The sequence below is a fragment of the Collinsella sp. AF11-11 genome (genome assembly GCF_003465485.1).
Lineage (GTDB): Bacteria > Actinomycetota > Coriobacteriia > Coriobacteriales > Coriobacteriaceae > Collinsella.
Genome location: NZ_QSAS01000005.1, coordinates 82,364 through 105,303, shown reverse-complemented (window position 1 = coordinate 105,303; position 22,940 = coordinate 82,364). Strand labels below are relative to the sequence as shown.

Annotated in this window: 18 protein-coding genes and 1 pseudogene; 10 read left to right on the top strand and 9 right to left on the bottom strand. The window is 63.2% G+C overall.

Going from position 1 to position 22,940, the window contains the following annotated elements; all coding sequences use genetic code 11:
• The first annotated feature begins 144 nt into the window (after positions 1–144).
• A complete protein-coding gene (locus DWV58_RS05115; protein WP_117776397.1) occupies positions 145–4,698 on the top strand; it encodes an FIVAR domain-containing protein in 4,554 nt (1,517 codons plus the stop codon).
• 181 nt (positions 4,699–4,879) lie between these two features.
• On the opposite strand, the gene hypE is transcribed toward DWV58_RS05115, so the two are convergent.
• The 7 genes from hypE to trxA all read right to left on the bottom strand — a co-directional run bounded on the left by hypE (position 4,880) and on the right by trxA (position 11,340).
• Positions 4,880–5,914 carry a hydrogenase expression/formation protein HypE gene (hypE, locus tag DWV58_RS05110; RefSeq protein WP_117776396.1) on the bottom strand — a complete coding sequence of 345 codons (1,035 nt, stop codon included), beginning with the start codon at positions 5,912–5,914 and terminating at the stop codon, positions 4,880–4,882.
• Positions 5,915–5,962: 48 nt separating this feature from the next.
• The gene (gene hypD, locus DWV58_RS05105) at positions 5,963–7,075 is read right to left on the bottom strand and encodes a hydrogenase formation protein HypD (RefSeq protein WP_233540512.1); all 1,113 of its coding nucleotides are present in this window, start codon (positions 7,073–7,075) and stop codon (positions 5,963–5,965) included.
• On the bottom strand, positions 7,075–7,335 hold the full coding sequence (locus DWV58_RS05100; protein ID WP_022094793.1) for a HypC/HybG/HupF family hydrogenase formation chaperone: 261 nt from the start codon (positions 7,333–7,335) through the stop codon (positions 7,075–7,077). The genes hypD and DWV58_RS05100 overlap by 1 nt, the downstream gene beginning before the upstream one ends.
• 131 nt (positions 7,336–7,466) lie before the next feature.
• Complete coding sequence (hypF, locus tag DWV58_RS05095) at positions 7,467–9,935, bottom strand: carbamoyltransferase HypF (protein WP_117776395.1); 2,469 nt, start codon at positions 9,933–9,935, stop codon at positions 7,467–7,469.
• Positions 9,936–10,053: 118 nt separating this feature from the next.
• Entirely contained in the window at positions 10,054–10,548 is a 495-nt protein-coding gene (gene nikR / locus DWV58_RS05090; RefSeq protein ID WP_117757710.1) for a nickel-responsive transcriptional regulator NikR, read from the bottom strand.
• Position 10,549: 1 nt separating this feature from the next.
• Positions 10,550–10,798 (bottom strand): hypothetical protein, encoded by a 249-nt coding sequence (locus DWV58_RS05085; RefSeq protein WP_006235225.1) that lies wholly within the window; start codon positions 10,796–10,798, stop codon positions 10,550–10,552.
• A 221-nt stretch (positions 10,799–11,019) separates the two neighbouring features.
• Complete coding sequence (gene trxA, locus DWV58_RS05080; protein ID WP_117776407.1) at positions 11,020–11,340, bottom strand: thioredoxin; 321 nt, start codon at positions 11,338–11,340, stop codon at positions 11,020–11,022.
• A gap of 136 nt (positions 11,341–11,476) precedes the next feature.
• Between trxA and DWV58_RS05075 the strand changes: the two genes are divergently transcribed.
• The gene (locus tag DWV58_RS05075) at positions 11,477–12,052 is read left to right on the top strand and encodes a hypothetical protein (protein ID WP_117776394.1); all 576 of its coding nucleotides are present in this window, start codon (positions 11,477–11,479) and stop codon (positions 12,050–12,052) included.
• A gap of 18 nt (positions 12,053–12,070) precedes the next feature.
• Here the strand turns inward: DWV58_RS05075 and DWV58_RS05070 are convergent, their stop codons facing one another.
• A complete protein-coding gene (locus DWV58_RS05070; RefSeq protein WP_117776393.1) occupies positions 12,071–12,598 on the bottom strand; it encodes a GHKL domain-containing protein in 528 nt (175 codons plus the stop codon).
• Positions 12,599–12,785: 187 nt separating this feature from the next.
• Here DWV58_RS05070 and DWV58_RS05065 point away from each other — a divergent pair, with 187 nt between their 5' ends.
• The 7 genes and pseudogenes from DWV58_RS05065 (at position 12,786) to DWV58_RS05040 (ending at position 20,017) form a co-directional block, all read left to right on the top strand.
• Positions 12,786–13,892, top strand: a complete 1,107-nt coding sequence (locus tag DWV58_RS05065) for a hypothetical protein (protein WP_233540511.1) — start codon at positions 12,786–12,788, stop codon at positions 13,890–13,892.
• Between the two features lie 82 nt (positions 13,893–13,974).
• A pseudogene (locus DWV58_RS09995) lies at positions 13,975–14,202 on the top strand (transposase); the annotation flags it as partial.
• Positions 14,103–15,155 (top strand): IS3 family transposase, encoded by a 1,053-nt coding sequence (locus tag DWV58_RS05060; protein WP_158564523.1) that lies wholly within the window; start codon positions 14,103–14,105, stop codon positions 15,153–15,155. The pseudogene DWV58_RS09995 and the gene DWV58_RS05060, both read left to right, overlap by 100 nt.
• Before the next feature lie 994 nt (positions 15,156–16,149).
• Complete coding sequence (nadA, locus tag DWV58_RS05055; RefSeq protein WP_089573637.1) at positions 16,150–17,175, top strand: quinolinate synthase NadA; 1,026 nt, start codon at positions 16,150–16,152, stop codon at positions 17,173–17,175.
• Positions 17,176–17,231: 56 nt separating this feature from the next.
• The gene (locus tag DWV58_RS05050; protein WP_233540510.1) at positions 17,232–18,608 is read left to right on the top strand and encodes an L-aspartate oxidase; all 1,377 of its coding nucleotides are present in this window, start codon (positions 17,232–17,234) and stop codon (positions 18,606–18,608) included.
• 3 nt (positions 18,609–18,611) lie between these two features.
• A complete protein-coding gene (gene nadC / locus DWV58_RS05045) occupies positions 18,612–19,472 on the top strand; it encodes a carboxylating nicotinate-nucleotide diphosphorylase (protein WP_055250817.1) in 861 nt (286 codons plus the stop codon).
• Positions 19,472–20,017: a transcription repressor NadR gene (locus tag DWV58_RS05040; protein WP_117776390.1), complete on the top strand. Its 546-nt coding sequence runs from the start codon at positions 19,472–19,474 to the stop codon at positions 20,015–20,017. The genes nadC and DWV58_RS05040 overlap by 1 nt, the downstream gene beginning before the upstream one ends.
• Positions 20,018–20,255: 238 nt before the next feature.
• Here DWV58_RS05040 and DWV58_RS05035 read toward each other — a convergent pair whose 3' ends face one another.
• Positions 20,256–20,441: a DUF362 domain-containing protein gene (locus DWV58_RS05035; protein ID WP_006235216.1), complete on the bottom strand. Its 186-nt coding sequence runs from the start codon at positions 20,439–20,441 to the stop codon at positions 20,256–20,258.
• Positions 20,442–21,046: 605 nt separating this feature from the next.
• Between DWV58_RS05035 and dnaK the strand changes: the two genes are divergently transcribed.
• Positions 21,047–22,939 (top strand): molecular chaperone DnaK, encoded by a 1,893-nt coding sequence (dnaK, locus tag DWV58_RS05030; protein WP_055250813.1) that lies wholly within the window; start codon positions 21,047–21,049, stop codon positions 22,937–22,939.
• The last annotated feature ends 1 nt before the right edge of the window (position 22,940 follow it).

The following is a 22,940-nucleotide window of genomic DNA, read 5'->3' as shown; positions in this document are numbered from 1 at the left end:
GATTCCGGTCTACAAGGGGTGCTGCTGAGCGTGCGTTTTGCTGCTGATAGGGTGGCTGGCGTGCGCTTTTGTGCTGCCGGGGCATCGCCTGCCCCGCCTTCTTCGCCACGGCTCTATTGCAGGTTCGCGAAAGAAGGAGAACGGGTGACGCGAAACAACATCATGCTCAAGCGCCTGGGGGCCGCTGCTTTCTCGGTGCTGCTAGTCTGGTCGATGCCGGGTACGTCGGCATTTGCCGAGGGCGTGGCAGAGATCGCTGTGCAGGCGCAGGCCCAGGCCTCGCAGCAGGCGGATGCTGCCGAGAATGCCGACGAGTCGAGTTTCACTTCGGACGAGCAGACGGGTGCTGAAGGCGCCGAGGCGTCGGCGGACGAGGCAAGATCCGACGTTGCTCCGTCTGCCGATGAGGGGCTTGCCGCCATGCTGAGTGCGGACGAGCAGAACGCCGCCGCGGTGAACGTCGACGATGACGACGCCGATGTTCAGCAGGCACGTGACGTGCGTTTCGCCAAGGCCGGCGAGACTGTGATGGTCTCTTCTGCCGATGAGCTGCCCGCCACCATCGAGGCCGGGGCTGTCGTGAAGCTCGCGGCGAATATCAGCCTTGAGGCTGACCAACAGATCGAGACCGTGGCCGGTACGCTCGATGGCCAGGGCCATAGCATCGTGCTCAACGGCAAGGCGTTGGCGAAGAGTGTGACCGGTACAGTGCAGAATCTGGGCGTGACGGGTTCGATGTCGATTTCTGGCACCGACGGTCCTATCGCCACCACATGCTCGGGTACCGTGCAAATGTGCTGGTCGACGGCAAGTCCCTCTGACGACAATTGGACTTTCGCTGACGCTGCCGGTCTCGTAGGCACGCTCGATGGCGGTTCGGTGCTCAACTCGTATTACGCCGGCAGCCTCAGCGGCATGCCCCTTGGCGGCTACGGCCTCGTTGCCTGGTATAAGTCTGGCACCGTGGCCAACAATCTGTTCACTGCGGGCGATCAGGCGTGCGGCTACAAGGTTGATGCTTCCTTCGGCAGCAAAATCTCAACCGGCGAGCTCAAGACCCAGGCTTCGGTCGATAAGCTCAGCACCGATGCCCCTGCCACCGGCTTTATCTGGTCTGCGCAGGGCGGCCTTCCCGTGCTGGTTTCGGGCAGCGCCGTGGTCGTCGTGAACAAAGATGCCCTCAAGGCCGCCATCGACGACGCCAGCGCCAAGGTCGAGAGCGACTACACGGCCGAGAGCTGGTCGAAGCTCGCCGAGGCCCTTGTGAGCGCTCAAGACGTCTACGCAAACGATGACGCCAAGCAGGCCGAGGTCAACGCTGCAACCAAGACGCTTACCGATGCCATTGCCGCACTCGAGAAGCCCAAGCCCACCGAGCCCGTGGCTCGGCCGCAGAACGTAGTGCGCCTGAGCTCGCAGAGCGACCTCGAAAACAAGTTCAAGCCTGCCGACGTCGACGCCTACTACGTCCTCGACAACGACATCACCATCGACGACGAGTACTTCTTTGCCCCCACGGGCATGTTCGCGGGTACGCTTGATGGTCAGGGCCACGCCATCACCTTCACCAACGGCGGTGGCGTGAAGTCGCTCATGGACGGCGTTGCCTCCACGGGCGTGGTGCAGAACATCTCGTTTTCCGGTGAACTCAAGCAGGCGACGGACGGTAAGGCGTTCGGCCCCCTGGGCAACAAGGTTCAGGGTGCCGTGCTCAACTGCTCCACGAGTGTGGCCGGCAAGGGCGTTGCGGGCTTTGCGCGTACGCTCGACGGCGGCATCGTGTCCAACTGCGTGTCGACCTCCGAGGGCACAGCGGGCGCGCTGTTCGCGACCTATAGCGCGGGCCAGCTCGTCAACACCTACTGGGGCGCATTCCTCACCAACAAGATGGACGCTCCCGCCTCGGCATTCGTCAACTCCTATGCCGTCGACCCCGCCGACATGGCCACCGATGCCTTCGCCGATCTTATCAACGCCAACTGCGGCGCCAACGGCAGCAGCTGGGGTATCGATAAAAATGGCACGCCGGTCTTTGGCTCGGGCAACAGCTACCAGGCGCCCGAGGACACCACGCCCGACGACGCCTACACCGTGAGCTTCACGGCCAACGACGGCACCAGCCAGACGGTTGCCGGCCATATGCTCGAGGTTTCGCCTGATGCTGTGGACGCCTACCGCAAACTTGGCGTCTTTGCACTTAAGGGCGTCCCGGCCACGAGCACCATCACCTGGGGCACCGATGACGCCAACCGCGGCAACATCGGCATCAACGAGTCCACGGGAGAGCTCTACGTCTACGACAACGCTACCGGCACGGTGACCGCCACCGAGCGCAAGGCCGATGGCTCCGAGCAGACCGTGGCTACCATCAAGATCAAGGCCAAAGCCAAGCAGTTCGACGACTTTGAGCTGTGGTATCGTGCCTCCGACGGCACCGTGAGCAACGTGACCGATGGTACGGCTACCGTCCAGGGCTCCGAGGTGCGCAACCTCGAGATTCGCGTGCATTACGTCGATGCCGATAAGGGCGAGTACGTGCCCGTCTCGTTCAGCCGCTTCCACTTTGCCTCGAGCGATCCTACGACCATCTACAGCAACGACTACTCGGCCTGCTTTTACTTCAAGCATGCCGGCAGTGCCACGATTACCGTTACCCCGCGCGACGCCGCATCTGCGGGCGCCGGCTCCAAGAGCGTGACGCTGACGTCCGAAGCCGTGGCCGCCACGTCCATCTCGATGGGCTATAACGAGGACGGCGCCACCGTCTACCTGCAGGGCCGCAGCCCACTCTCCGAGCGCGGCGCGTTTTTGACCGATCACGCACGCCCGGTGGTGGCGCCCGACAACGCCACCAACCGCGACAACTTTACCGTGACGAGCAGCGATCCTGCCGTGGCGGCCTACACCACCGCGGGCGAGATCGGCTACACGGCGTACAAGGCTGGCGCCACCACGTTAACCGCGACGCTGCCCGACACGGACGCCGATGGCAAGGTCATCAGCGCGTCGTGCGACGTGACTTATGCTTACCAAAATCCGCTTGCGAGCGTGACGGCCGGCACGGACAGCCTCTACCTCAAGGCCGGCTCGGCGCAAAAGCTCGACCTGGCCTTTACCGGCAAGAACGACGCGGACGGCTGGAGCGTGACCGAACCCGGCCTCACCTGGACGTTCAAGACACTCGACGGCAAGGACGCCTCGGGTATCGTGGGCATCGACCGCAACGAGAAGGGTGCCTGGAAGCACGTTGACGGCGCTCCCGATGACGGCCTGTACGTGGCCTCGAGTGACTACACGGTGACGGCGCTTTCGGCCGGCACGGTGATCGCGACAGGTACGCCGGTGGACACGACTGCCGGTGCCGAGCCCGTGACGCTTACCATCACCGTGGCCGGTGTGGCCGCGAGCCCCGCCACGAGTGAGTCCGCCTCGGCGGGCATCGATGCTGCCGCTGCGTTCATCGACGCGCGCCGCAGCTCCGACGCCTTCCAGTATGGCGACGAGTGGGAGATCTACGACTTTGCCAAGGCGGGCCGCAAGATCGATTCCAAACTGCTCGATAACTACCGCGCCTCGCTGGCCGAGCACAAGGCCGAGTGGGGGAGTGCGACCTGCGCTCTGACTGAGACCGAGCGTGTGGCGCTTGCTCTCTCCGCCATCGGCGAGGACATCACCGACTATGACGGCGTCAACCTGGTCGAGCTCATCTGCGGCCGCACCGATATGACGCGCGCCAACGAGAAGATCTTCGCACTGATGGCGCTCAATGCGAGCGGCTCGGATGCGCCCGCCGGTTCCGCCTGGACGCGCGCGAGCCTCGTGGACGCCGTCTGTGAGCTCCTCGGCAGCGACGACGCTGTGGAAGGTACGCGACTGGGCGACGTGGACCTGACGGCTATGGCGATCCAGGCCGTGGCGCCCTATGCGGGCGACACCAAGGTCGATGCTGCCATCGAGAACGGCCTCTCCTACCTCAAGGGCAAGATGAACGCCGGTACCTGTGACTTCGGTTCTGCCGAGGCCAATGCCCAGGTGATCCTCGCACTGCTTTCGCTCGACCGTGACCCGGCCAACCCCGTCAACGGGTTTGCAAATGCCGCGACCAACGTGGTGTGTGCGCTGGACCTGTACCGCGTGGACGGCGGCAACGGCTATGCGCACAGCAAGGGCGGCGCGGCCAACGCCATGGCGACCGAGCAATCGCTCCGCGCGCTCACGACGTATCGTGTCTCCTCGGGAGAGACGATTGCCTGGAAGACGGCCGTGATGGCGGGCAAGGGCTCGAGCAGCAACGACCCGCAGAAGCCCACGGTGGCGCCGGGCGTTCTGACGCCGGGTACCGGGTCGGACAGCGGTGCAGGCAACGGAACCGGCGGTTTTGCGGCCGTGATGGCTCCTGTGGCCGCCAAGATGGCCGGTGCTTCCTCGCGCGAGGGCGCCAAGGCAGCTGGCGATTCCAAGGACGAGGCTGAATCCGGCAAGAAGGATTTGACGGAGTCTTCCGTCGCCGGTAAGACAGACAAGAGCGGCAAAAAGTCGGGCACGTCCGGCAAGACTGCCGCGTTGAGCGCCGGCGCCGCCAACAAGGCTGCGGACGCGGGTCCAAACGGCTTTGCTATCGCTGGCGTTGCCGTGGGCATCGTCGGTATCGGGGCCGTCGGCGGCTGGTTTGTCTACACCAAACGCCGCGCGGCGTAGCGAGCCTCTGCCTACCAGGTAAATACTGCAAGGAGTATGGTCTTGCAAAGCGAAGGGCCCTCCTACCGATCAGCTCGGCAGGAGGGCCCTTCCATCTCCTCGCAGTTTAAGTGGGCCAACGTCCCAGTGAAAATGGGCGGGCCGATTGTGGCCGGATGCTGAGCAGCTTGCAGAGCAGCCGCTAGCAAATTCTCGGCAGCTGCTCTCCTACGAGCATGTCGAGGATGCGGGTCGATCCCCAGCCGGTGCGTACGCGCACGGCGGGGCGGGCGTCCTCGGCAAGCGGCAGCACGCGACCGATGATGGCGGCGTTCTCGCCGTAGCGGGCGGCGCGCATGGCCGCCAGCGCGGCATCGGCCTGCTCGGCCGGCACCACGGCGACCATCTTGCCCTCGTTTGCCACCTGCAGCACATCGTAGCCGAGCATCTCACATGCCGCCTGCACGTCGGGGCGCACGGGCACGGCATCCTCGTCGATCTCCATGGCGACGCCGCTGGCCTGGGCAAACTCGTTGAGCGTGGATGCCAGGCCGCCGCGCGTGGGGTCGCGGAAGCAGCGGGTGTCGGGGGCGGCGGCGAGCACATCGGCAATCAGATGATTGAGCGGCGCAGCGTCGCTTTCGATGTTGCTCGAAAACGCCAAGCCCTCGCGCTGGCTCATGATGGCGATGCCGTGGTCGCCGAGTGTACCCGACACCAGGATGACGTCGCCGGGCTTGCAGTTTGCGCCGCTGAGCGCCACGCCCGCGGGTACCTCGCCCACGCCGGCGGTATTGATATAGACGCCGTCGGCCCCGCCGCGCTCGACCACCTTAGTGTCGCCCGTGATTATGGACACGCCCGCCTCGTGCGCCGTCTCGGCCATCGTCTGCACGATCTGACGCAGCTTGTCCATGGGGTAGCCCTCTTCGAGGATAAAGCCGCACGATAGGTAGCGCACGTTGGCGCCCGAGGTCGCGACGTCGTTGACGGTTCCGCACACGGCGAGGCGGCCGATGTTGCCACCGGGGAAGAACTGCGGCGAGACTACAAAGCTGTCGGTCGACATGGCGATGCGCCCGCTCGCGGGCAGCGCGGCGACGCCGGCGTCGTTGCCCTCGAGCAGCTCGGGCGAGCCAAAGGCATCCAAAAAGACTTCGTCGATGATGCGCTTCATCATCTGCCCGCCGGAGCCGTGGCCCAGCAAGACAGTGCTATCGGAGACACTATGGGACATATCGAAAACTCCAATCGTGGGAGGTGTCAGCACGCGGGGGCGTTCGGGCTAGACTCGGTAACGGTAGTACGCCGCGCAGCTGCCCTCGGAGCTCACCATGCACGGTCCGACAGGATGCTCGGGCGTGCAGGTGCGGCCAAAGAGCGGGCAGCTGCTCGGCGTAATGGCCCCGCGCAGCACGTCGCCGCAGCGGCATCCGCGCGGCTCAACCGTCGCCTCAACGGGCACGTCAAAGCGAACGCGGGCATCAAAGCGCGAGAACTCGGGACGAATGGTGAGGCCCGAGCCGGCAATCGGCCCCAGACCGCGCCATGTGGTGTCGCACGGCTCAAACACCTGCTCGACCAGTTGGCGCGCCACGGGGTTGCCGTCTGCGTTGACGCCACGGCGGTAGGCGTTGTCGATTGCGGGCTGCCCCTCAACAACCATCTGGACCAGCATGCAGATGCCCTGCAGAATATCGACCGGCTCAAATCCGGTGACCACACCCGGGGTATTGAACTCGTCGACCAAAAAGCTAAAGGGCGCCAGGCCCGTGATGGTGGCGACGTGCCCCGGCAGGATAAAGCCGTCGATAGTGGTCTCGGGATCGTTGGCGATGGCGCGCAGCGCCGGCGGCGTGGTCTTGTGGGCGCAATAGACCGAAAAGTTCAAAAGTCCGCGCGCGTCTGCCTCCAAAATGGCGCCGGCGATGGTGGGCGTTGTGGTCTCAAAACCCACGCCCATAAAGATGACCGGGCGGTCGGGGTTGTGTTCGGCGATATCGAGTGCATCGAGCGGGGAGTACACAATGCGAATATCGCGCCCCGCCGCCTTTTGCGCGGCGAGCGAGGTAGACGACCCGGGCACGCGCATCATGTCGCCAAAGGTGGTGATGATGGCGCCGTCCATCTTGGCGAGCGCGATTGCATGGTCGATATCGCGGTTGGCGGTAACACAGACGGGGCAACCCGGACCGCTCAGCAGTTTGAGCCCGGCAGGCATAATGGAGCGAAAGCCATAGCGACCGATGCTCACGGTGTGCGTGCCGCAGACTTCCATAAGGTTGATGGCGCGGTCGCCGACAAGCTCATGAATACGATCGATGAGCTCGCGAGCCAGCTTGGGGTCGCGAAATGCCGAAAAGTCGATACCGGAGCGCGCCGGCTGTCCGGCCGCCACTAGTATGCCTCGGCCGGATTGCTGGCCAGTTGGTCTTCTTCGGCCAGTTCGGTCATGGCATTAACGAGCTCGAGCGTTTCTTGCGCTTCCTGCTCGTCGACGATCTGGATGCCAAAGCCGGCGTGTACGAGAATATAGTCGCCTACCTGTGCCGTCGGCACGAGGCGCAGCGAAACGGGGCGCTCGATGCCCATCATGTCGACGGTCGCCTTAAGGTCGTCGTCGCGTTTGACCACTTTACCGGGAACGGCAAGGCACATAATGTTCCCCTTTTATACGTTTTGCGCTGGATAGGCGCCTAATTACCCATCAGTTGATGGTAGCGCTCGCGGGAGTCACGAGCAAACGCGTTACACCTGTGAGACGGCGGCGCGCAGGCTGGCAAAACAGCCTATCGCGATGCTGTCTGCGCGAGGTGAGCGCGAGCGATGGCGGCCTGACCGTAGGCGATGCAGCCGTCGTTGACGGGCACGGAGCGGGGGACCAAGACGGCAAGACTGGCGTCTTTGAGTTCGTGGGTAAGGAGCCGAAGCAAAAGTCGGTTCATGAACACGCCGCCCGAGAGCACGACGGTGTCGAGGTCTTCACGGACGCAGATCTCGCTTGCGATGCGGGCCGACGCGCGTGCGATGGTGACATGGAAGTCGAGCGCGAGCTTGCCGGCGGGCACGCCGGTCCTGATTCCCTCCAAAAGCGCCTCAAAAAGCGGCCTGGAGTTCAGAACATGGCAGTCGTCCGGACGGGATGATTCGGTTACGGAAAAGCTGGCCATATTGCCGGTGGGGCAGGCACTTTCACTGCTGAACGCGCGCCAGGCGGCGGCTTCGAGTTCTATGGCGGGTTCGCCCTCGTAGGTTGCCTTGTCGCAGATGCCCAGAATTGCTGCCGCGGCATCAAAGAGGCGCCCCATGCTGCTGGTACGCGGGCTGTTGATGCCGCGCTCGATCATGGTGGCTGTCACGCTGCGCGTTTGCTCGTCGAGACTGTCCAAAAGCCGAGCGGCACCTGGGTGCTCGAGCAGGCCGAGCTCACTGAGCAGGGCAAAGGCGTTGCGTCGAGCGTCGCGTACGGAGGCCGCCCCGCCGGGGAGCGCCCAGGTGAGCAAATGCGCGGCGCGCTCAAAGCCGCCAAGGCTGGCAACAAGAAACTCGCTGCCCCAAATGGTTCCATCGGTGCCGGCGCCGGTGCCGTCAAAGGCGATGCCAAGGACACGCGTGTCGGTTGTAAGCTGGCCCGCGGCGATGGCCTCGGCCATTACGCTCGCGATATGTGCATGATGGTGCTGCACCTCGACGAGCGGCAGATTGTGCTCCCGTGCCTGCTCGCGCGCCCACTGGCCCGATAGATAGCTGGGGTGTAAATCGCAGGCCAAGGCGGCGGGCGCCAAGTCAAAGAGATCTTCCAAGCGCGTGCGCGCGGCGTTCCAGGCATCGAAGGTCCCGCCGTTTTCAACATCGCCGATATGCTGCGACACAAAACAGGTTGCCTCGCCGTTCGTCCCTTCACGCGTGAGCGCAATCGTGGCCTTTTGTTGTGGCCCGCAGGCGAGCACGCAGGACGGAGCGCCGTCGAGCGCCGGCAACGGCAGCGGCTGGGGTGCATATCCGCGAGCGCGGCGCACGGGCATAACAGCGCCGTCGACCACGCGCACTACAGAGTCGTCATAGCGCGAGAGGATCGCGCGGTCGTTACCGAGCAACGAGTCGGCGATGCCGGCGGCAACGAGGTGTTTCCAGGCAAGGTCGTCGTCGGTCTCGATGGGTTCTTCGCTCAGGTTTCCGCTGGTCATGACGAGCGCGTGCATACCGCAGACTTCTGCCGCGGCAAGCAGCAGATGCTGAAGCGGGGTGTAGGGGAGCATAACACCGAGCTCGGGAAGGTCGTGCGCGACGGACGGCGCGAGCGCGAGGGCGTCGGGGGAATCTCCACTCTCGCAAACGGCACGTCGGCGCAGCAGCACAATGGGGCGGATGCTGCCGGCCAGCAAGTCGCGCTCGGCATCATCGACATGGCACAGGCGTTCAGTATCGGCAAGGCTGCGCACCATAACGGCAAGCGGCTTGTTGCTGCGGCGCTTGCGACGGCGCAGCTCGACCACCGCCTGCTCATTGGCGGCGTTGCAGGCCAGATGGAATCCGCCCAGCCCCTTGATGGCGACAATACCGCCGCTGGCCAGCAGCTCGACACAGCGGTCAATAATGGCATCGCTGGTTTCGCGCGTGCTGCCGACGGCCGGCATCGCCCCCGAGCCCTCGAGCTCCATGTCGCCCGCCGCCTCGCGCCAGGTAATATGTGGCCCGCAGTCAAAGCAGGCATCGGGCTGCGCATGAAAGCGCCGGTCAAGCGGGTCGCCATACTCTGCAGCGCACTCGGGGCACATAGGAAAGCAATCCATCGACGTGGCCGCTCGGTCATAAGGCAGCGACCGGATGATGGTAAAGCGCGGCCCGCAGTTGGTGCAGTTGATAAAGGGGTAGTGATAGCGACGGTCGGCGGGGTCGAACAGTTCGCGCAGGCAGTCGTCACAGGTGGCGATATCGGGGGAGATGAGCGTCGTGTGCACGGTCTGATCCTGTGACGCTACAATACGAAAGACCTGCTCATCGTCGGCATCCCAAGCGTCGGGCTCCAGGTCTGCAACAGCGACATGCTCAACGCGGGCTGCGGCCGGCGCGTGCTCCGACAGCGCGGTGACAAATTCGTCGAGCGCCTCGCTCAAAGCATGCGCCTCGATGTGTACGCCATCGCCCGCGTTGAGCACCCAGCCACAGATGCCATGCGCCATAGCCTCGCGATACACAAATGGCCGCATGCCAACGCCCTGCACAATGCCCGTCACATGAATATGCACATGCCGCATGTGGCTTCCCCTCGTCAAAACCGACCAAAAAGGGACAGGTTTATTTTGGTCGGTAAAACTTCTAAACCTGCCAAAACAAACCTGTCCCTTTTTGGCAGGTGCGCTGCGGGAAATCCCGCTACAGCCCCAGGCTCTGCTTGGTGGCGGCGCAGGTGAGCTCGCCGTGCTTAACGCCGCGCAGTCCCAGCAACCGGTCCGCTAGCTCATAGACGCGTTTGCCGCGACCCTTGAGCGCCAGAATCTCCAGGCAGTTGTGGTGGTCCAGATGCACGTGCATGGTCGAGACAATCTCGTCGGTGTAGTCGTGCTGCACCTCGTCCAGACGGCGCGTCAGATCGCCGGTATGGTGGTCATAGATCATGGTGAGCGAACCGATGACCTGCTCGTCGGGCGTGCGCATCTGCTCCTTGGCGATCGAGGCGCGAATCAGATCGCGTACGGCCTCGGATCGGTTAGCCACGTCACCGCGGCGCGCGATCTGCTCGTCAAAGCGGCGCAGCAGGTCGTCGGGCGCGGTGACCGAAAAGCGGACCAGCTCGGAGCTGGAGCCGCTGTAGCGGCAGCTTGCATCGTCGTCCGCACCGTGATTGTGCGCGTGCTCGTGCTCGGCCACGTTACACCAGTTTCACAGAGCCGACGGAGTTGTGGTCGGCCTCGATGGCCTCCTCGTAGCCCTCGAGCGCATCGTGCGCCTCGTGGAGTGCCGCCATGGCGGCCTCGAGCTTGGCGCCAATGCGCTCCATGTCAAAGTTCTCGGTCGCATGCAGCAGCTGATGGCTCCACTCGTGAGCGAGCTCAATGGTGTCGTCGACCTGCTTGACGCTCATGGCAAGCTGGCTCATGTTCATTCCGACGTCATGCATGGGGAGTCTCCTTTTGTACGGGGCGATATGGTGGTTCAGATTCTACTACGCCCGCCTTGAGCGCCGCCGCATAAGAAAACGGGTGCGAGTCCGTCTGACCCGCACCCGTTCACTGGGGGCTGTTTGTATCTACCATACTATCCGTGGTCGCATACCTTGCGTTTGGCACTCCGGCGAGCGGTGCGAAACCGCTCATGGACGGCAGATGGGTAACAAGCGTATTACAGATGTTTCTCCAGCAGTGCCTGAAGTCTTGCCTTGGGCAAGGCGCCGACCGAGCGGTCGACCTCCTCGCCGTTCTTAAAGACGATCAGCGTGGGGATGCTCATGACGCCAAACTTCATGGCCAGGTCCTGGTTGTCGTCGACGTTGCACTTGGCCACAGCCAACTTGCCGGCCAGCTCGTCGGCAACCTCGTCTACGATGGGCGAGAGCGAGCGGCAGGGGCCGCACCACGGGGCCCAAAAATCAACCAGTACGGGCAGGCTGTCGTTAACGATGGAATCGAAGTTCTCGGGGGTAATCTGCTTAATGTCAGCCATGGTGACCTCCATAATACGACGCGGCTCGGCCGCGTAAAACTCAGTACGACCGTGCTTATACCCAGCGGCCCGCAAAGCAACCACTCGCGGGCGGCTCTTTTATATAATGGTGGGCACGCAAACGATTGGAGAGCGCATGCCCACGTCACAAAGCCAGAAAAAAGAAGCCATCGCTCAGGCGACCGAGCAGGAGCTCGCGTCGCTTGCAGGTCGCGGTGTGCGTATCGCGGGCAACGCGTGCTCGCCGATTGTGCTGGTCAAAGGCGATTTGGATGAAGCCGAGTGCTCGGGCGGCGAGCTGGCTGCCGGCGCGGATGGCGCCGCGTTGCGCAAGGCGCTCGGCGCCATCGGATATGCCCCCGAGGACTTTTGCGTGCTGGCAAGCGTCGCCGGCGCGGGTGACGGAGCGGTCGCGGTGGGCGAGACTCTGCCGTGCGACCTGTTCCGCGAGGCGCTGGAGACCTTGGACCCCGAGGCGGTGCTGCTGCTCGACAACAGTGCGGCCGATGTCATGCGCGAGACCTATGCCGATATGCTTGTGGCAATTGATGACTTTGACACCGCCATGCTCAAGCCCGGCCTGGTCGCCCATGTGCAGGGGCGCCGCGTGCTGGCGCTCGACGGTTTTGAGGCGGCGCTCACCGACAAGGCCGCCAAGCAGCGCATGTGGGCCTACATTAAGCAGCTGACCCCGGCGGCTGCACCGCTGTAGCGAGGTTGGCGGCAGCCCCTACATCACGGCGCGCAGCTCAAACCGGTCGCCGTTAATGCGGAGCTGGCAGTTGCCGTTCATGCGCTCGACGGCAAGCATAATGCTCTTGGTGCCAAAGCCGTGCCCAGTGTGCTGAGCCACGGGCATGCCGTCGACCATGTGCGGCGCACGGCCAAACGTGTTGGAAACCAGCAATAGAAGCTGACCGTCTTCGTAGCGAAGGTCCAGGTCGACAAACCGCTTGCCTTCGGGGGCGGCGCTCGCCGCGGCGATGGCATTGTCCAGGGCGTTCGATACCACACTGAATAGATCGACATCGCCCACGTGGACGGTTTCGGGCACGGCGGCGCGCAGATCGGCGGTGATGCCGCGCGCGTTGATGTCCGCGGAAAGCGACGAGAGCGCAATGTTGACCGTTTCGTTGGCGCAGTAGCGGCGCACGGCGGTGCGGTCGTTGGTCTCGCAGAGCGCGTCGATGCGCCCGAGTGCCTCATCGGTGTGACCCTCTTCGATCAGGGCCGCAAGACCGCGCAGGTAGTGGCGCATGTCGTATCACATTGAGACCAAGTCAAGAAGAATCGCTTCGGTCGAATCGCGTCTTTTGGGTGAGTTCTCAACGTCCGCTGCCGCTGGTTTCCACCGTATGCCGAAAACACCCGGACGATGCCGTGCAGATCGCTTCGCTCTGCTATAGTCTCCCAAATTCACGTTTTCTATTGGGATGGTGGTTAATATGGGCGACATACTCGAATCGTTCCTGCGCGTGGCGATGGTGGTGTTCATCGTCGGTCCGCTCACTGCATGGGTCGCCCGTCGCGGCGCGCGCGAGCGCAGTGAGGCGACGGACAGCCTCGATCGCTTCACGGTGCGCATGCCCGCTGCCATTCGCACGATCATCGCCTGCTGCGCCGTCGCGTTCGAACTGCTCATGCTGGGTGTCTACGTCTGGCAGGGCGTCTCGTTGGGCGAGTGGGACCACGAACTTGTGTGGTTCGGTCACGCCATGGCGCTCGCGGGCATGGCCATCTGGGCCCTGCTGAGCATCCCGCGCATCGACGTGGACGGTGAGCGAATTCTCTCGCGTAACGCCTTCGGCATCCGCAAGGAGACGACGTTTGGCAACATCACCCGTGCAACGCTTCACACGCAGATGATGAGGATCGACCTGTTCGAGGGCGACCGGAAGTTCTGCTCGATAAGCCTCGAGGGGGTGTGCTCGCTCAACCTCCTCGCCCGTCTGGAGGAAGAGGGCATCGAAGTCTCGGACGCCGTCGACGGTCCCATGACCAAGGCGGGCCTGTGTTGGTCTGCCATCAAGCCGTTGACGATTGTTTTCAACGGCATGGCGCTCGTCTTCTCGCTCGTGATCGCCTTCATGGCTGTTTTCACCGATGCCGGTGCTCGTCTGCTCTTGCTCGTCCCGTTCCTCTTCCTGTTCATAGGGGGACTCCTGCCCCTGCTCATGCTCAGCATGCCCGACCGCGGCATCCTCGAGATCGGCAGGCAGGAGCGCGAACTCGGCTTCTCCTTCGCCGAGGAGATGGCAAGTCGAGGTACCACGGGCACTTCGCTTGTCGACGATGATTGGTTCATCGAGATCAGCAATGCCCGCGTCGTGGCGTTCCGTCGCGATTACCTCAAGAAGGTCACGGCGCACGAGAACAGCGAGAGCGGCGACCGTTGCACGGTGACCACGAAAGGCGGTCGCAAAATCAAGGTGTATGCAGCGGGCAGCACGCTCGAGGACCTGCGCTCGTGGTTCAAACAGGGTGCCAAGGCCAGAAGCACGCTCGACCGTGCAGAGGACGCGCTCGAGACGACGTCTGATTGGGTTGTCTGACCTGTATCGTCTTTTCGGACACGCATGCTAGAGGCCCAATCCTTTAGAATGCATTCATCGACGACCGAGAGGACGGTATGCTATGTCCAACCCAGCCGCCAAGTACACCGACGAGTTCAGGCGCGAGACCGCCGACTACATCATCTCGACGGGCAGGCCGATAACGGAATGCTGCGCAGAACTGGGCCTGAATTCCAAGACCGTGAACAAGTGGGTGCAGAATCGCCGGCGCGAGCTTGCCGGCGGGCCCGACCCCAAGGCCGAGGACCGCGAGCTTCGCGAGGCGAAAAGGCGCATACGCGAGCTCGAGATGGAGAACGCCTTCTTGAAAAAAGCCGCGGCCTTCTTCGCCAAAAGCCAGGCGTAGCCGCGTGCTACCGGATGATGTTGGCGGAGAAGGCCGAATTCCCGGTGAAAATGATGGCCCGCGTGCTCGGCGTGAGCCGATCGGGCTTCTACTCGTGGCTCTCCAACGGCTGCCCGCGAGAAGACTGGTCGGCCGAGCGCGAGGCGGTCCGGCGCGTGTGGCTGGAGTCGGACCGCAGGTTCGGCTTCCGGTTCGTGAAATGCTTCCTGCCCGGCGAGTTCTCCGGATTGACCCTGTACAGGGTGCGCAAGCTGATGCGCGAGCTGGGAATACGCGGCTGCACGCCCAACGACAGGAAGCGCACCACCATCCCCGACCCGAAGGCCAGGCCCCGGCCCGACCTGGTGCGCCGCGACTTCACCAGTCCCGTTCCAACCTGCAAGCTCGTGGGCGACATCACCTACCTGCGCACCGGCGAGGGATGGCTGTACCTGTCGACGGTCATCGACCTCAACACCCGCATGGTGGTGGGCTGGTCGCTCTCCGAGCGCATGACCGCCGACATCGTGGTTTCGGCGCTGGCGTCGGCCAAATCGCGCGGCTACGTGGCCGGCAACGCGATATTCCACGCCGACCGCGGCGCCCAGTACACCAGCAGGCTTCTGGCCGAATGGGCGCGCGACAACGACGTGCGGCTGTCCTGCAGCCGCGCCGGCAACTGCCACGACAACGCGGTGGCCGAGTCGTTCCTCGCCACGCTGAAGAACGAGATGTACTACAGGCGCAGCTTCCCGACCAGGGATTCCGCCAAGCACGCGGTGGTCGAGTTCATCGAGGCGTACTACAACCGCCGAAGGCCCCGCTCGACGATCGGCTACAAGGTGCCGGCCGAGGCCATGGCGGCCTTCTTCGAGAGAACCGAGCCCAAGCTCGAGGCCATGCCTATGGCCGCTTGATTTCTCGAGCATGCGTGTCCGAAATCTTGACACAGGTCAGAAGGCCTCGATGCCAGCGCTGCGCCGATATGGGGCAGCGGCCCCCCGTTGGCCGCCATGGCCCTGACTTCCGAGCGTATGCTGGCGCCGCTCGTCTTAAGACGTTGACCTCCATCCGGAGCCTGCGGTTCTCGCGCTCGGGCTCCAGGATCCGGTTCTACTCGGGCGTGCGGTTGTCGGCGGCGCGCGGCGAGCCGGTCGCGTTTATCGGCTTGACCCGCCTCTCCACGGTGCTCTTGCCGAGGCCGCACTCGTCCATGGCCTCGCGCCTGGGCTTTCCGGCGTTGTGGAGATCGACTATCTTCCTCTTGAACTCGTCAGTGAAATGCCTCGGTCTGGGGCCGGTCGAGGCCGAGCCCCCGGTCCGGCTGGGATAGCATGTCGCTGCGGGCCATTGTCTTTCCTTTCGTCGAATATCTAGGCGCTGACGATTCTAGGCGATGGCCCTCTCTTGCTTCTTACACCTCGATTGTGCGCGCTACCCCCAGCGGGCCCGGATCGAGCGATTCGGGCCCGCTTTTGGGGCCTGCCGGAAACCCGGTGGTCAAAAAGGGCCAAATATGAGTACTGTTACCAGTTTAGTGGCAGCCAAATGGCCTCAAAAATCGGTGCCAGAGGACAAAAGTGCATCGATTTTCGTTCTTCAGAGTCGCGATCGGGCTCCAAACAAGGCGATTTTGCTGCTCTGGACCGGAAAATCGCTGCTACTAATTTGGTGACAGTACTCATATTTGGCCCTTTTTGACCACTGCCCCTTGGTCCAGGACAAAACAGGCTGCTCGAATCATGGGGCGGGTCCATTTTCGGCTGTCCTCAGCTTGCCAGTTCGAATATGGACTTGCCGCATGGTCGAATCTTTATTTCAACTTTACACCTAGGTTTACAGCTGTCTTGTCAGCTGTAAACCTAGGTGTCATACTAAAGCCCCAAGATTCGCCAAAAGAGAGGGGCCTTGATGGCACAGAGCGCGAACATGGATGCGTCGGAGCTTGCACGCGATATCGCGGCCGGCCTAGCATCGGCAACGACGGCAACGGAGCGCGCGGCACTGGTGCCCGCAGAGCTCGTCGAGGCCATTCAGCAACTTAAAACCCAACGCGACGCGGTGATCCTGGCGCACTATTACGTGGCGCCCGAGGTTCAGGCTGTGGCCGATTACGTCGGCGACAGCTTCTACCTGGCAAAGCTTGCCAAGAGCCTGCCGCAGCAGACCATCGTGCTGTGCGGCGTGGAGTTTATGGGCGAGAGCGCCAAGCTGCTCAATCCCACCAAGACCGTGCTGCTGCCCGAGCCGGGCGCGGACTGTCCCATGGCGCACATGGTCAAGCGCGAGACGGTCGATGCGGCGCGCGCCGAGTACGGCGACGACCTGGCCGTGGTCTGCTACGTCAACTCCACGGTCGAGATCAAGAGCTGGAGTGACGTGTGCGTTACCAGCTCAAACGCCGTCAAGATCGTCTCCGAGCTGCCGCAGCAGCACATCTTGTTCATTCCCGACCAGAACCTGGGCCGCTTCGTAGCCGAGCAGGTGCCCCAGAAGCACGTCATCCTCAACAACGGCTACTGCCCGCGCCATCACATCATCACCGTCGAGCAGATCGTTGACGCGACGGAGGCCCACCCCGACGCGCTCGTGCTGGCGCATCCTGAGTGCAAGGCCGACGTCTTGGCCGAGGCCGACTACATCGGCTCCACCGCCGGCATCATCAAGTACGCCGAAGAGTCCGACGCGAGCGAGTTCATTATCGTGACGGTCCGCGGCGTGCTCTACGAGCTCGAGCGCCGCTGCGAGGGCACCGGCAAAAAGTTCTACTTCCCCGCGGTGCAGCCCACCTGCGTCAACATGGATCTCATCACGCTCGAAAAACTCGTGCGCTGCCTGGAGACGGGCGAGGGCGAGGTGCAGATCGGCGTGTCGGACGAGGCCGCCGACCAGGCCAAACTTACGCTCGACCGCATGCTCGAGTACGCGGCGCGCTAAGCCAATGTGACATGAGGGACAGTCCCTTATGTCACATAACAAGGGAGAGGATTCCTGTGGAAACCAAACAATACCCCGACATGGAGTGCGACGTTGTCATTGCCGGTTGCGGCGTGGCGGGCCTGTACGCGGCCCTCAATCTGCCGACGAGCACGCGCGTGATCATGCTCTCCAAGGGCGCTGTCGACGAGTGCGATTCGATGCTCGCGCAGGGCGGCATTTGCGTGCTGCCCGAGGGCTCGGACTACGATGCCTTCTTTGAGGACACCATGCACGCCGGCCACTACGAGAACCGCCGCGAGAGCGTCGACATCATGATCCGCTCGAGCCGCTCGGTCATCAACGACCTGCTGGCGATGGGCGTGGACTTTGAGCGCAAGGCCGACGGCAGCCTCGACTTTACCCGCGAGGGTGCGCACAGCCGCCCCCGCATTGCCTTCCATGCCGACATTACGGGCAAGGAGATCACGACCAAGCTGCTTCAGGCCGTTCGCAAACTGGATAACGTGCAGATTTTGGAGCACGTGGCCATGACCGACATCCTGACGGGCGAGCGTGACGGCGCCACGGTGTGTGCCGGTGTCGTCGCCGTTCCCGTGGACGAGGACAACTCGGTCCGCCCCGCCGACGAGCTGATAAATGCCGCCGAGGGCGCGCATGCCGGCGAGCCGTTTAAGATCCATGCCCGCCACACGCTGTGGGCAACGGGCGGCATCGGCGGCATATACGACCACTCGACCAACTATCCGCAGCTCACGGGCGATGCCTGCTACATCGCTCAGGAGCATGGCATTAAGATGGAGCACCTGGACTACGTGCAGATCCACCCCACGGGACTGTTCTCGCCGCAGCCAGGCCGCACCTTCCTGATCAGCGAGAGCTGCCGCGGCGAGGGCGCGATTTTGCTCAACGCCGCCGGTGAGCGCTTTACCGACGAGCTTCAGCCGCGCGATGTGGTCGCTGCCGCTATTCGCGAGCAGATGAAGCGGGACGGTACCGAGCACGAGTGGCTGAGCTTTGCCCCCGTCGAGCGCGATGTAGTGACCGGGCACTTTGCCAACATTCGCGCACGCTGCTTGGAGGACGGCCGCGACATCTTGGACGAGCCCATCCCCGTTACGCCTACGCAGCACTACTTTATGGGCGGCGTGTGGGTCGACAAGGACGGCCGCACCTCGATGCCCGAGCTCTACGCAGCCGGTGAGACGGCCTGCAACGGCGTGCACGGCAAGAATCGCCTGGCTTCCAACAGCCTGCTCGAGGCGCTGGTCTGGGGTCGTCGCGCCGCGTGGTACATGCGCACCGGCGAGTCGCTCGCCGTGGAGCAGGCGGGCGAGCCCGCGCTCGACGGGCGTCATCGCGCCCTGAGCGCCGACTCCCTGGCAATCGATGATTTGGCCCGTGCCGCCGGCACGCAGGCCGTGGAGGAGTAGACCATGAATCCCATTACCATGAAGCTCGTCGTCGATGATCTGATTCTGCAGGCTCTACGCGAGGACATTACGTTTGAGGACGTGAGCACGGCGAGCGTGTGCCCCACGGCGCGCCCCGCCACGGTGGAGCTCATCGCCAAGGCCGATGGCATCATCGCGGGCTTGGATGTGTTCGCCCGCACCTTTGAGCTGCTGGATTCGCAGAGCTCGGTGCTGTTTGATGTTGCCGACGGTGACGAGGTGCACGCCGGCGACCACGTGGGCCAGGTGCGCGGCGATGCGCGCGTGCTGCTTTCGGGCGAGCGCGTGGCGCTCAACTACCTGCAGCGCATGAGCGGTATCGCTACCTATACGCACAGAATGGCAGCGGCGCTCGAGGGTACCAAGACCGTGCTTGTCGACACACGCAAGACCACGCCGGGCATGCGCGTTTTCGAGAAGGCGGCGGTTGAGATCGGCGGCGGCAGCAACCATCGCTACAACCTGTCGACGGCCGTCATGCTCAAGGACAACCACATCGACGCCGCCGGTGGCGTGGCGCGCGCGATTGAGATGGCGCGCGCCCATGCATCGTTTACCACGACGGTCGAGATCGAGTGCGAGAACCTGGACATGGTGCGCGAGGCCGTGGAAGCCGGCGCCGACATCATCATGTTCGACAACATGACCCACGACGACATGGCCGCCGCTATCGAGCTTATCGCCGGTCGCGCCAAGACTGAGTGTTCGGGCAATGTGGACGCCAGCAATATTCGCGCCCTGGCCGATCTGGGCGTCGACTTTATTAGCTCGGGCGCGCTGACACACTCCGCCCCGATCCTCGACCTCTCGCTTAAGCACCTGCGTCTGCTGGACGGTAAATAATGAACGCCCGCGAGCGCCGTCGTGCCATCATGGGCGTGCTCGAGGGAGCCAGGGAGCCCGTTTCGGGCAGCGCACTTGCCCGCGAGGTTGGCGTGAGCCGCCAGGTCGTGGTTCAGGATATTGCCCTGTTGCGCGCCGATGGGCACGATGTCGTGGCAACCAACCGCGGCTACGTGCTGCAGGAGGCCCCCAGCAGCCCCGCCGTGCCCACGCGCTTGGTCAAGGTTCGCCACAGCGTGGAGCAGGCAGGCGATGAGCTCACGAGTATCGTCGACGCCGGCGGCGCCGTGCTCAACGTGATCGTCAATCACCGCGTGTACGGTAAGATCACGGCCGACCTGGACATTCGCAATCGTCGCGATGTTGAGCGCTACCTGCACGATATCGAGAGCGGCAAGAGCTTTCCACTACTAACGGTGACGAGCGGCTATCACTTCCACCGCATTGCGGCAGAGGATGAGCAAACCCTCGACGAGATCGAGGCCATACTCAAGGAGAAAGGCTATTTGGCAGACCTGATGCCCTACGAGGACGATCTGTCGTAGCCGATGCTGCAAACGTCCCTAAGCGGCAATCTGACGTTCAATCGTCGGTCGCGTACCAAAGTACGCTTCCCTCCTCTTTCACGTCACCTTGCTCGCTTAGGGACGTTTTCGCTGACGTGAGCTCAACCTGCGATGGTGCCTAATTGGTTATCCGCACAAAAAAGGAGGCCTCCGCGGCGATGCGGAGGCCTCCTTTTTTGTGCACGGTGTACTTTTGAGTGTGCAAGTGCGGGAGTTGTTACTCCTCGACGATCTCGGTGATCGCGCCAGCGGGGCAAGCGTCCTGGCAAGCGCCACAGGCGACGCAGGAGTCCTCGTCAGCGACGGTGGCGACGTCCTGGAGCTCCAGAACGCCAGCGGGGCAGGAGTCGACGCAAACGCCACAAGCGATGCACTCGTCGGCATCAATTACGGGATGAGCCATGGTAGTTTCCTCTCTGTTGACCGACGCTACAGGCGATGCGCGTCGGTTTGATTCGGGCAAAAACATACCACGGGAGCGACCGTTTGCAATACCCTCTGACCGGCATCTTCATACCGTTCGCCGAGTATGCCATGGCTTACTAAAAAACATGCAGGTGAGGCCGTTGAGCTGCGCAAATGTTAGCTACAGGTGACTTGAAATATAGGGCGATTGAGCGTGTTTGCGGAAACCGCATCCCGTAATCCACGTCCAAAACGGGACACGGTTTCCGGTTGGACCGCCCGGCGGAAACTGCGTCCCGGAATTTACGCTCAGACTGGGTCGCGCTTCCCCCGGGGTCGCTCCAAGGCCCCCTGTACGGCTTCAGGCTCACACCTCAGTCAACTCTACATAGATCTCAATAGATCTGCCGAGAACTCAATCAGCGCATCTACCTGCGCATTTAAGAACCTAAACTCTCAGCAATAAGAAATCTTATATGAATTGACTTAGATTTTGTATATTCCAGCCCATAAGGGGATACACTACATCCTGAAAGACAAGCCGAAGCGCCGCGCGACAGACCGTCGAGGCGACGCGAACGCAAAAGAGAGAGGGAATTTCTAATGAGTAAGATTCTTGGTATCGACCTTGGTACTACTAACTCCGCCATGGCCGTTCTCGAGGGCGGTTCTCCGACCATTATTGTGAACGCCGAGGGCGACCGCACCACCCCGTCCGTCGTGGGCTTCCGTGCCGACGGCGACCGCGTTGTGGGTAAGGCCGCTAAGAACCAGGCTGTCACCAACCCCAAGAACACCGTGTTCTCCATCAAGCGCTTCATGGGCCGCAAGTACTCCGAGTGCACCTCCGAGATCAAGACCGTGCCGTATGAGGTCAAGGAGGGCCAGGGCGGCCGTGCCGTCGTCGACATCGAGGGCAAGGACTACACCGCCGAGCAGGTGAGCGCCATGACGCTCGCAAAGATGAAGGCCGACGCCGAGAAGTATCTGGGCGAGACCGTCACCGACGCCGTCATCACCGTCCCGGCCTACTTCAACGACGCCCAGCGTCAGGCCACCAAGGATGCCGGTAAGATCGCCGGCCTCAACGTCAAGCGTATCGTCAACGAGCCGACCGCTGCTGCTCTGGCCTATGGCCTGGACAAGCAGGGCACCGACCAGCGCATTCTGGTCTTCGACCTGGGCGGCGGCACCTTCGACGTCTCCATCCTCGACCTCGCCGACGGCGTGTTTGAGGTTCTGTCCACCTCGGGCGACAACCACCTGGGCGGCGACGACTGGGATCAGCGCGTCATCGACTGGATGGCCGACAAGTTCCAGCAGGAGAACGGCGTCGACCTGCGTCAGGACCCCATGGCCCTGCAGCGTCTGAAGGAGGCCGCCGAGAACGCCAAGAAGGAGCTCTCCGCCGCCCAGCAGACCACCATCAACCTGCCGTTCATTACCATGAACCAGTCCGGCCCGCTGCACCTCAACTACACGCTGACCCGCGCCGAGTTCGAGAAGATCACCCGCGACCTGCTCGAGCGCTGCAAGCAGCCTGTCACCAACGCCCTGCGTGACGCCAAGCTTAAGCTCTCCGATTTGACCGAGGTCATCCTCGTCGGCGGCTCCACCCGTATGCCCGCCGTCCAGGAGCTCGTCAAGACCATGACCGGCAAGCAGCCCAACATGTCCGTGAACCCCGACGAGGTCGTTGCCGACGGCGCTGCCGTCCAGGGCGGCGTGCTCACCGGCGACGTCGAGGGCATCCTGCTGCTCGACGTTACCCCGCTGTCGCTGGGCGTCGAGACCATGGGCGGCATCATGACCAAGATGATCGACCGCAACACCACGATCCCGACCTCCAAGACCGAGGTCTACTCCACCGCTGCCGACAACCAGACCAGCGTCGAGATCAACGTGCTCCAGGGCGAGCGCGAGCTTGCTCGCGATAACAAGTCGCTCGGTAAGTTCCAGCTGACCGGCATCCCGGCTGCCCGCCGCGGCGTGCCGCAGATCGAGGTCACCTTCGACATCGACGCCAACGGCATCGTCAAGGTCTCTGCTAAGGACAAGGGCACCGGCAAGGAGCAGCAGATCACCATCTCCGGCTCCACCGCTCTGTCCGACGACGAAGTCGATCGCATGGTCAAGGACGCCGAGGCCCATGCCGAGGAGGACAAGAAGCAGAAGGAGGAGGTCGAGGTCCGCAACCAGACCGATAGCCTGTGCTACTCCACCGAGCAGACCCTCAACGAGCTGGGCGACAAGGTTTCCGCCGATGTGAAGTCCAAGGCCGAGACCGCTATCGCCGACGCCAAGAAGGCGCTCGAGGGCTCTGACGTCGAGGCCATCAAGGCCGCTGGCGAGTCCCTGCAGTCCGTGGCCTACGAGCTGGCCCAGGTTGTCTACGCCGACGCTCAGCAGCAGACCGACGGTGCCGCCGGCGCCCAGCCTGCCGACGATGACGTGGTCGACGCCGACTACGAGGTTGTGGACGACGAGGACAAGTAAT